The 7,794-nt window shown below is 68.2% G+C and carries 7 protein-coding genes and 2 tRNA genes; 3 read left to right on the plus strand and 6 right to left on the minus strand.

Annotated elements, in window-relative coordinates; translation table 11 throughout:
- Window positions 1-53: 53 nt before the first annotated feature.
- Both tig and ACWCRB_RS47865 read right to left on the minus strand, forming a co-directional pair.
- Window positions 54-1,448, minus strand: a complete 1,395-nt coding sequence (gene tig / locus ACWCRB_RS47860; protein WP_451002079.1) for a trigger factor — start codon at window positions 1,446-1,448, stop codon at window positions 54-56.
- A 196-nt stretch (window positions 1,449-1,644) separates the two neighbouring features.
- Window positions 1,645-1,721 (minus strand) — tRNA-Pro (locus ACWCRB_RS47865).
- 140 nt (window positions 1,722-1,861) lie between these two features.
- Here ACWCRB_RS47865 and ACWCRB_RS47870 point away from each other — a divergent pair.
- Window positions 1,862-1,932, plus strand: a tRNA-Gly gene (locus ACWCRB_RS47870).
- A gap of 60 nt (window positions 1,933-1,992) precedes the next feature.
- On the opposite strand, the gene ACWCRB_RS47875 is transcribed toward ACWCRB_RS47870, so the two are convergent.
- Both ACWCRB_RS47875 and ACWCRB_RS47880 read right to left on the minus strand, forming a co-directional pair.
- The gene (locus ACWCRB_RS47875; protein ID WP_006383514.1) at window positions 1,993-2,187 is read right to left on the minus strand and encodes a hypothetical protein; all 195 of its coding nucleotides are present in this window, start codon (window positions 2,185-2,187) and stop codon (window positions 1,993-1,995) included.
- A 205-nt stretch (window positions 2,188-2,392) separates the two neighbouring features.
- Window positions 2,393-2,866 carry an HD domain-containing protein gene (locus tag ACWCRB_RS47880; RefSeq protein ID WP_451002080.1) on the minus strand — a complete coding sequence of 158 codons (474 nt, stop codon included), beginning with the start codon at window positions 2,864-2,866 and terminating at the stop codon, window positions 2,393-2,395.
- Between the two features lie 131 nt (window positions 2,867-2,997).
- Here ACWCRB_RS47880 and ACWCRB_RS47885 point away from each other — a divergent pair, with 131 nt between their 5' ends.
- Window positions 2,998-4,179 (plus strand): cation:proton antiporter, encoded by a 1,182-nt coding sequence (locus ACWCRB_RS47885; RefSeq protein ID WP_451002081.1) that lies wholly within the window; start codon window positions 2,998-3,000, stop codon window positions 4,177-4,179.
- Window positions 4,180-4,220: 41 nt separating this feature from the next.
- Here the strand turns inward: ACWCRB_RS47885 and ACWCRB_RS47890 are convergent, their stop codons facing one another.
- Window positions 4,221-5,399, minus strand: a complete 1,179-nt coding sequence (locus ACWCRB_RS47890) for a PP2C family protein-serine/threonine phosphatase (protein WP_235479127.1) — start codon at window positions 5,397-5,399, stop codon at window positions 4,221-4,223.
- Window positions 5,400-5,561: 162 nt separating this feature from the next.
- On the opposite strand from ACWCRB_RS47890, the gene ACWCRB_RS47895 reads away from it, so the two are divergent.
- Entirely contained in the window at window positions 5,562-6,824 is a 1,263-nt protein-coding gene (locus ACWCRB_RS47895; protein WP_451002082.1) for a GNAT family N-acetyltransferase, read from the plus strand.
- A gap of 16 nt (window positions 6,825-6,840) precedes the next feature.
- Here ACWCRB_RS47895 and ACWCRB_RS47900 read toward each other — a convergent pair whose 3' ends face one another.
- A complete protein-coding gene (locus ACWCRB_RS47900; protein ID WP_451002083.1) occupies window positions 6,841-7,650 on the minus strand; it encodes an Fpg/Nei family DNA glycosylase in 810 nt (269 codons plus the stop codon).
- Between the last annotated feature and the right edge of the window lie 144 nt (window positions 7,651-7,794).

Here is a 7,794-nt window from a genome sequence, read left to right on the forward strand (position 1 = left end):
GGAACAAGTGTTCCCGGGGGCCTGTCGTACGTCTGTCAGAGGTGCCGTTGGTGTCAGGCCTCGGGCTTGTCCTCGGTGGACTCGGCCGGGGTCTCCTCGGTGGCGGCCTCGGCCGTCTCCGTGGTCTCGTCCTCTTCCTCGTCGTCGAGGTCGATGATCTCGCCGTTGGTGTCCTTGACCGTGGCGGCCTCGACCACGACCGCGAGGGCCTTGCCGCGGGCTACCTCGCCGACCAGCATCGGGACCTGGCCGCCCTCGACGACCGCCTGGGCGAACTGGTCGGGGGACATGCCGGAGGAGGCCGCGCGCCGCATGAGGTGCTCGGTGAGCTCCTCCTGGTTGACGTTCAGCTTCTCCTTGTTGACCAGCTCGTCGAGGACGAACTGGGTCTTGATGCCCTTGACCGCGGCTTCCTTGGTCTCGGTGTCGAACTCCTCGGCCGTCTTGCCCTGGATCTCGAGGTACTTCTCGAGGTCGAGGCCCATCTGGCCGAGCTGGTGGTGCTCCAGGTTGTGCTTGCGGGTGTTGATCTCGTCCTCGAGCAGCTTCTCGGGGACGGGCACCTCGACGAGCTCAAGCAGCTTCTCCAGGACTCGCTCCTGGGCCTGCGTGGCCTGGTCGTACTGCTTCATGTTCTCGAGGCGCTTGCGGCTGTCCGCGCGCAGCTCCTCCAGGGTGTCGAACTCGGAGGCGAGCTGGGCGAACTCGTCGTCCAGGGCCGGGAGTTCACGGGCGGCGACCTGGGTGACCTTGACGGTGACCTCGGCCTCCTTGCCGGCCGCCGAGCCACCCTTCAGCTCGGAGGTGAAGGTGGCCTCGCCACCGGCCGCCACGCCCGTCACCGCGGCGTCGACGCCGTCCAGCAGCTCGCCGGAGCCGATGGTGTAGGAGACGCCGCTCGCGACGCCGTCCTCCAGCACCTCGCCGTCGACCTTGGCCTCCAGGTCCAGCGTCACGACGTCGCCGTCCTCGGCGGCACGCTCGACCGGGGAGGTGGCGGCGAAGCGCTCACGGAGCTGCTCGACCGACTTGTCGATGTCCTCCTCGGTGACCTCGATCGCGTCGACCTCGACCTCGATGCCGGAGTAGTCCGGGATCTCGATGGTCGGGCGGACGTCGACCTCGGCGGTGAAGTTCAGCGTCTCGCCGTCCTTCAGCTCCGTGATGTCGACCTCGGGCTGACCCAGGACGTTCAGCTCGGCCTCGTTGACCGCGTCGGTGTAGAACTTCGGGAGCGCGTCGTTGACCGCCTCCTCCAGAACCGCACCGCGGCCGAACCGCTGGTCGATGACGCGCGCCGGGATCTTGCCCTTCCGGAAGCCCTTCACCGTGACCTGCTGGTTGATCTTCTTGTACGCCGCGTCGAGGCTGTCCTTGAGCTCCTCGAAGGGCACCTCGATGCTGAGCCGAACCCGGGTCGGGTTCAGGGTCTCCACGGCGCTCTTCACGGTTCGGTCTCCTTGGGGGCTGACTTCTTGGGGTTCTGCTGAGGGTTCTGCTGCTGTCCTCTGCCGGACGTGCCTGAGCTCAGCGGATTCGCGGCCCTTGAGGGACGTAACAACGCAGACACACGGGCGCGCAGCTTGCATAGTAGCCGCAGGCGGTACTCGCCCCAAAAGGTGATCTCGCCGGTGGTCCGGCAGGTGGTCGGGGTGGCGGGATTTGAACCCACGGCCTTCCGCTCCCAAAGCGGACGCGCTACCAAGCTGCGCCACACCCCGTCTGGTGCGACACGTAGGGTACATGCCCGCAGGCTGTGGGGTTGCCGCATTTCAAGAGTGGAAACGGGGTGTGCGTCGAGGTGCCATGAACCGCTACGATGCCTTCTGTGCCGCGGTCATCTGACCTGCGGCGCATGCGTGCGGGCGTAGCTCAATGGTAGAGCCCTAGTCTTCCAAACTAGCTACGCGGGTTCGATTCCCGTCGCCCGCTCTGTCTTCGTCGTCGGCCCGGTTCCCCTGGAACCGGGCCGATCGCGTTTCCCCACGGCGGTCAGAACTGGATCTCGTTGATCGTGTCGGCTATCGAGTTCAGGAAGCGTTGGATGTCGTCGGCCATGCCGGTCGAGGCGAGGAAGAAGCCGAAAAGTATGGCGACGACCGCCGGGCCCGCCTTGATCGTGCCTCCGCGAATCAGCACCACCAGGATGATTCCCAACATCAGCACCACTGACAACGAAATGGCCACACTGATCACACCCTATGGTCGGTCCGCTCTACCGGCCCAGGGATGCGTTCCCTCGCACCCCCGCCAGATCCATCGTGCCACCAACCAGGCCACCCTATGCGGCCGGTGACGCATCATCGGCCCCACGAGATCGATTTATTACCATAGAGAAACCAAGAGCACAGAAATATGTTCTTTATGGGCAATTAGATGGATATTTACGTCTCTACAGACCGAGAAGCGCGCGCATTTTGACGTATTTCTCGGTCAGGCGAGTGCGGGTCGGTGCATCGAGTACCGCCAGGCGGGCCGGGTCCGCGTTGTGCGCCAGGTCCGCCTCCTTGACCAGGAGTGCGCCCGGGGTGTCGAGGATGCGCCGGGCGTACGCCTCGGGGGCCTCCCCCGCTCGCTTGGTGACGGCCAGCACGATGTCCTTCGTACGGCGGGACAGTGCGGCCTCTTCCAGCCAGCTCTCGGGGAGCGCGTCGTCCTCCACGGCGTCGTGCAGCCAGGCCGCCGCGATCTGCTCGTCGTCGCCGCCACGCGCGCGTACGCCCTCGGCCACGGCCTGGAGGTGCTCCGCGTAGGGGCGGCCGGCCTTGTCCGTCTGCGTGGCGTGTGCGGCCCGCGCCTTCGCCTCTACTTCGGCCAGGGTCAGGGGTATTGGGGGCATTGGAGGGTTCGGAGGGGTTTCTGTCATCCGGTCAGTGTGGGGTTGTGGATGGCTCGGCGGGGATCAGAAATCGTTTGGTAAAGTAAGTATTGACGGTTTCTTGACGTTCTCTTGACTCTGGAGGCAGGCTCATCGGACACGCGGACACTCTGATCGCCATGGGCGGCGCGTTTCTCGCCGCCGCGGTTCTCGCCCGGCTCGGCAGCCGGATCGGGCTGCCGACCATCCCCCTCTTCATCCTGGCCGGGATACTGCTCGGCCCGCACACCCCCGGCATCGTGCTGGTCTCCGACCCGCACGACATGGAGATGCTCTCGGCCCTCGGGCTCGTGCTGCTGCTCTTCTATCTCGGCCTCGAATTCCATCTGGACGACCTCAAGGCGGGTGGCCGGCGGATGGCGCTGGCCGGGGGCACGTATCTCGCGCTGAACGTCGGCGCCGGCCTGGGCTTCGGATTCGCCCTCGGGTGGGGCACCTCCGAGGCGTTGGTCCTCGCCGGGGTGCTGGGCATATCGTCGTCCGCCATCGTCACGAAGGTGCTGGTCGACACCGGTCGGCTGGGCAGTCCCGAGGCGAAGCCGATCCTCGGGATCATCGTCGTCGAGGACGTCTTCCTCGCGCTGTATCTCGCCGCGCTGCAGCCGGTGTTGTCCGGGGCGGATTCGCTGGGGGCTGCGGTTCTCGACGGGGGCAAGGCCTTCGGGTTCCTGTTGCTGCTGGCGCTCGCGGCCCGGTTCGGCACGCGGGTCGTGGGGCGGCTGTTCGCCGTCGAGGACGACGAGTTGCTGGTGATCTCGTTCCTGGGCGCGGCGGTGTTCGTGGCCGGGGTGTCCGAGTGGTTCGGGGTCGCGGACGCGATCGGGGCGTTCATGGTGGGGCTGATGCTGGGGAGTACGGCGTCCGGGGAGCGGATACGGAAGCTGGTGCATCCGTTGCGGGACGCGTTCGGGGCGATGTTCTTCTTCGCGTTCGGGCTGTCGATCGATCCTGGGGATCTGCCGGTGGTGGTGTGGCCGGTGTTGGCGGCGGTGGCTGTGACGTTGGGGATGAATGTGCTGGCGGGGGTGGGGGCGGCTCGGGTGTACGGGTTCGGGGCGCGGGGGGCTTCCGTGATCTCGAGCACGTTGTTGGCTCGGGGGGAGTTCGCGTTGATTCTGGCGACGATGGCTGCGGGGGCGGGGTTGGATGCGCGGCTGTCGCCGTTCATCGCGGGGTATGTGCTGGTGTTGGCGGTGTTGGGGCCGGTTGCTGCGGGGTGGGTGCCCGGTTTTTTCGCCCCCGCCGCCCCTACCCATTCCCGTCCCCTGGGGGCTTCGCCCCCAGACCCCCTTTCGCGCTGAACGCGCTCGTCCTCAAACGCCGGACGGGCTGAAGCGCCGCGTCAGATAGTCGCCTGGGCTGTTGGGCCCTCTCTGCAGATCAGGAGGAGGGCTCGGTCGTCGTTGACGTCCTTGGCTACCGCCTCGATGAGGTGCCAGGCCGCTCCGTGGAAGCCGCCTGCCACGTAGCGGTCCGCCTCGCCTGTCAGGCGGTCGATGCCTTCCACGATGTCTCGGTCCGAGGTTTCCACCAGGCCGTCCGTGAAGAGCATCAGGACGTCGCCGGGGCGGAGGGAGCCCTTGACCGGGTCGAACTGGGCGCCGTCGTACACGCCCAACAGCGGGCCCTCCGCGGCCTTTTCCTCCCAGCGGCCCGTGCCCGCGCTGAGCTGGAGGCCCGGGGGGTGGCCGGCCGAGAAGAGTTCGTAGTCGCCGGAGTCCAGGTCCAGGACGAGGTGGATCGAGGTCGCGAAGCCCTCGTCCCAGTCCTGGCGGAGGAGGTAGCCGTTCGCCGCCGGGAGGAAGGCGTGGGGCGGGAGCGAGCCCAGTAGGCCTCCGAAGGCTCCTGAGAGCAGGAGGGCTCTGGAGCCTGCGTCCATTCCCTTGCCCGAGACGTCCGTCAGGACGACCTCCATCGTGCGGCCCCCGTTCGTCCGGGCCGCCACCACGAAGTCGCCCGAGAACGACTGGCCGCCCGCAGGGCGCAGCGCCATCTCCCGGTGCCAGCCCTGCGGCAGCTGCGGCAACTTGCTCTGGACGCGGATGCGTTCACGCAGGTCGAACAGCATCGTGCCGCCGCGTCGCCAGGGGACGCCCACGCGGCTGCGGAACTGGGCGATCAGAAGGCCGAAGAAGCCGCAGGCTGCCACGACGAGGACCACTCCCGGCGTGACCCGGCTCGGGCCCTCCGTGTACGGGCCCAGCTTCACCGACTCCACGATCAGTGCCGACGCCGCCGCCGCGTACAGGCTCAGCAGGCTGGCCGGGCGCAGCAGGAGGCCGCCGGCGACGATCGGGAGGACCAGCAGGGCCGGTGAGCACCACACCGAGTTGGCGAGGGTCATGGCCGCGATGACCGGGATCGTGAGGAGCAGGCCCGCGAGCGCGATCCAGTCCGAACCGTCGCCCCGGAAGTAGTCCACGGCGGATCTGCGCACGCCGGTGCGGGCCCGGTGAACCTGCTTCTTCAACCGGGCCGTGAACGTCTCGGCTTCCGCGCGCCGCTCTCGTCCTGCTGCCATTAGTTCGGGACCCTATCCATCGGACCAGCTGCTTGGCACGGGAGGTCCCACTTGTCCCCCGTCCGAGGTTCAACTTCACAGTGAAACCCACCGAGAGCCGGTCCGAGGCCACGAGGGAGAAATTCCCTCGCTCGTCCCGCAATGCCCTGGTAGTCATGGTCTATGACGACCTCCAGGACCTCCGGTACGCCTTCCGGCACGACCGATCTGCGGGTACTGCGGCCCGACGACTGGGATCAGTGGTACGACAACCTGCTCCGTGCCTTCGGCGGAATGACCGAGTCCGCCGAGGAACGGGAGTTGTGGAAATCACTTACCGAACTCGACCGTTCCGTGGGCGCCTGGGACGGTGACCTGTGCGTCGGCAGTGCGAGCGCTTTCACTTTCCAGGTAACCGTACCGGGTGGAGCCTCCGTCCCGGCCGCGGGCGTGACCATGGTCGGCGTCGCCGGCACGCATCGCAGGCGCGGGGTGCTCACGTCGATGATGCGTCGGCAGCTGGACGACGTACGGAGCTGGGGCGAGCCCCTGGCGGTGCTGACGGCCTCCGAGCCCGCCATCTACGGGCGGTTCGGGTACGGCCTGGCCACGCACTCGCTGACCATCGAGATCGACACGACGCGGGTGCGGCTGTCGGTGCCGGACGGGGCCGATGACGTACGGCTGCGGTATGCCGTACCGACCGAGGCCCTGGACGTCTGCGAGGCGGTGTACGCGCGACGGGTGCCGGAGCGGCCCGGGATGCTGGCGCGGATGCCTGGTTGGGCGCGGGCCGGGGTGCTCGATCCGGAGAGCGAGCGGGACGGGGCTTCGCCCTTGCAGTGTGTTGTCGCCGAGCGGGGCGGGGATGTTGTGGGGTTCGCTCGGTTTCGGGTCAAGCCCGACTGGGACGTCTCCGGGTCCAACAGCGCGGTTGTCGTCGAGGATGTGCATGCGCTTGACGCCCCTTCGCACGCTGCCTTGTGGCGGTTCCTCTTCGATCTCGACCTGACCTCGAAGATCATCGCGCGCGGACAGCCGGTCGACGAGCCCTGGCATCACATGGTGTCGGACATCCGGCGGTGCGGGCTGCGCAGGCGGGACGCGCTGTACGTACGGCTGGTGGACCTGGGGGCCGCACTGGAGGCGCGGACCTATCAGGCGCCGGTGGATGTCGTGTTCGACGTCGAGGACGCGTTCTGTCCGTGGAACTCGGGGCGTTGGCGGCTGAGCGGCGATGCCAAGGGGGCGGTATGCGTGCGTACCGAGGACGCGGCTGATCTCGCCTTGTCCGTACGGGAGTTGGGGTCCGCCTATCTGGGCGGTGTGTCGTTGGCCGGGCTGGCGGCTGCCGGGCGGGTGCGGGAGGTTCGGCAGGGGGCGCTGGCCGAGGCCTCGGTGGCGTTCGGGTCCGTGGTGACTCCCTGGCTGTCCCACGGGTTCTGATCCCCGACCTCGGCCTTCAGTCGGCCTGGCAGGCCGGGCACCAGAAGAGGTTGCGGGCGGCGAGGTCGGCGGTGCGGATCTCGCCACCACAGAGATGGCAGGGCAGGTTGGCCCTGCGGTAGACGTAGACCTCGCCGCCGTGGTCGTCGACGCGCGGCGGGCGGCCCATCGCCTCCGGGGTGTGTTCCGGGCGGACGGTGTCGATGCGGTTGTGGCGTACGCCCTCGCGCATCAGGGCGACCAGGTCGGTCCAGAGCGCGGTCCACTCGGTGGGTGTGATGTCCCTGCCGAGGCGGTACGGGTCGATGCCGTGGCGGAAGAGGACCTCGGCGCGGTAGACGTTGCCGACTCCCGCGATGACCTTCTGGTCCATGAGGAGGGCGGCGACCGTCGTGCGGCTGCGGCTGATGCGGGTGTAGGCCGTGGCGGGGTTCGCGTCCTCGCGGAGGGGGTCCGGGCCCAGGCGGGCGCGTATCGCCTGCTTCTCGGTGTCCGTGATGAGGGCGCAGGTGGTGGGGCCTCGGAGGTCGACGTACGCGGTTTCGTTCGCCAGGCGGAGGCGGACCGTGTCCGTGGGGGGTGGGGCGGGGGTGGCGCCGAAGTTGACCTTGCCGAAGAGGCCCAGGTGGATGTGGATCCAGTCCGCTTCGCGGAAGCCCAGGAAGAGGTGTTTGCCGTGGGCTTCGGTGTGGGTGAGTTCCGCTCGGTCGAGGAGGGCGGCGGCGTCGGAGAACTTGCCCTGGGGGCTGGTTACTTGGGGTGCTGTGCCTAGGAACGCGGCGCTGTAGTCCTGGGCCAGGCGGTGGATCGTGTGCCCCTCAGGCACGGGTGCTCCTTCTTTGTCCGCGGGTGGGTGGGGGTTGCTGTGGGGGTGTTTTCGCCCCCGCCGCCCCTACCCGTTCCCATCCCTGGGGGCTGCGCCCCCAGACCCCCCTTGTCGCGCTGAACGCGCTCGTCCTCAAACGCCGGA

The organism is Streptomyces sp. NPDC002156 (genome assembly GCF_053593675.1).

Excerpts from the sequence above, each read along its gene's own strand:
- ACWCRB_RS47890 (WP_235479127.1), bottom strand. The coding sequence starts at position 5,399 with ATGGCAGCAGGACGAGAGCGGCGCGCGGAAGCCGAGACGTTCACGGCC.
- ACWCRB_RS47895 (WP_451002082.1), top strand. The coding sequence starts at position 5,562 with ATGACGACCTCCAGGACCTCCGGTACGCCTTCCGGCACGACCGATCTG.
- ACWCRB_RS47880 (WP_451002080.1), bottom strand. The coding sequence starts at position 2,866 with ATGACAGAAACCCCTCCGAACCCTCCAATGCCCCCAATACCCCTGACC.
- ACWCRB_RS47885 (WP_451002081.1), top strand. The coding sequence starts at position 2,998 with ATGGGCGGCGCGTTTCTCGCCGCCGCGGTTCTCGCCCGGCTCGGCAGC.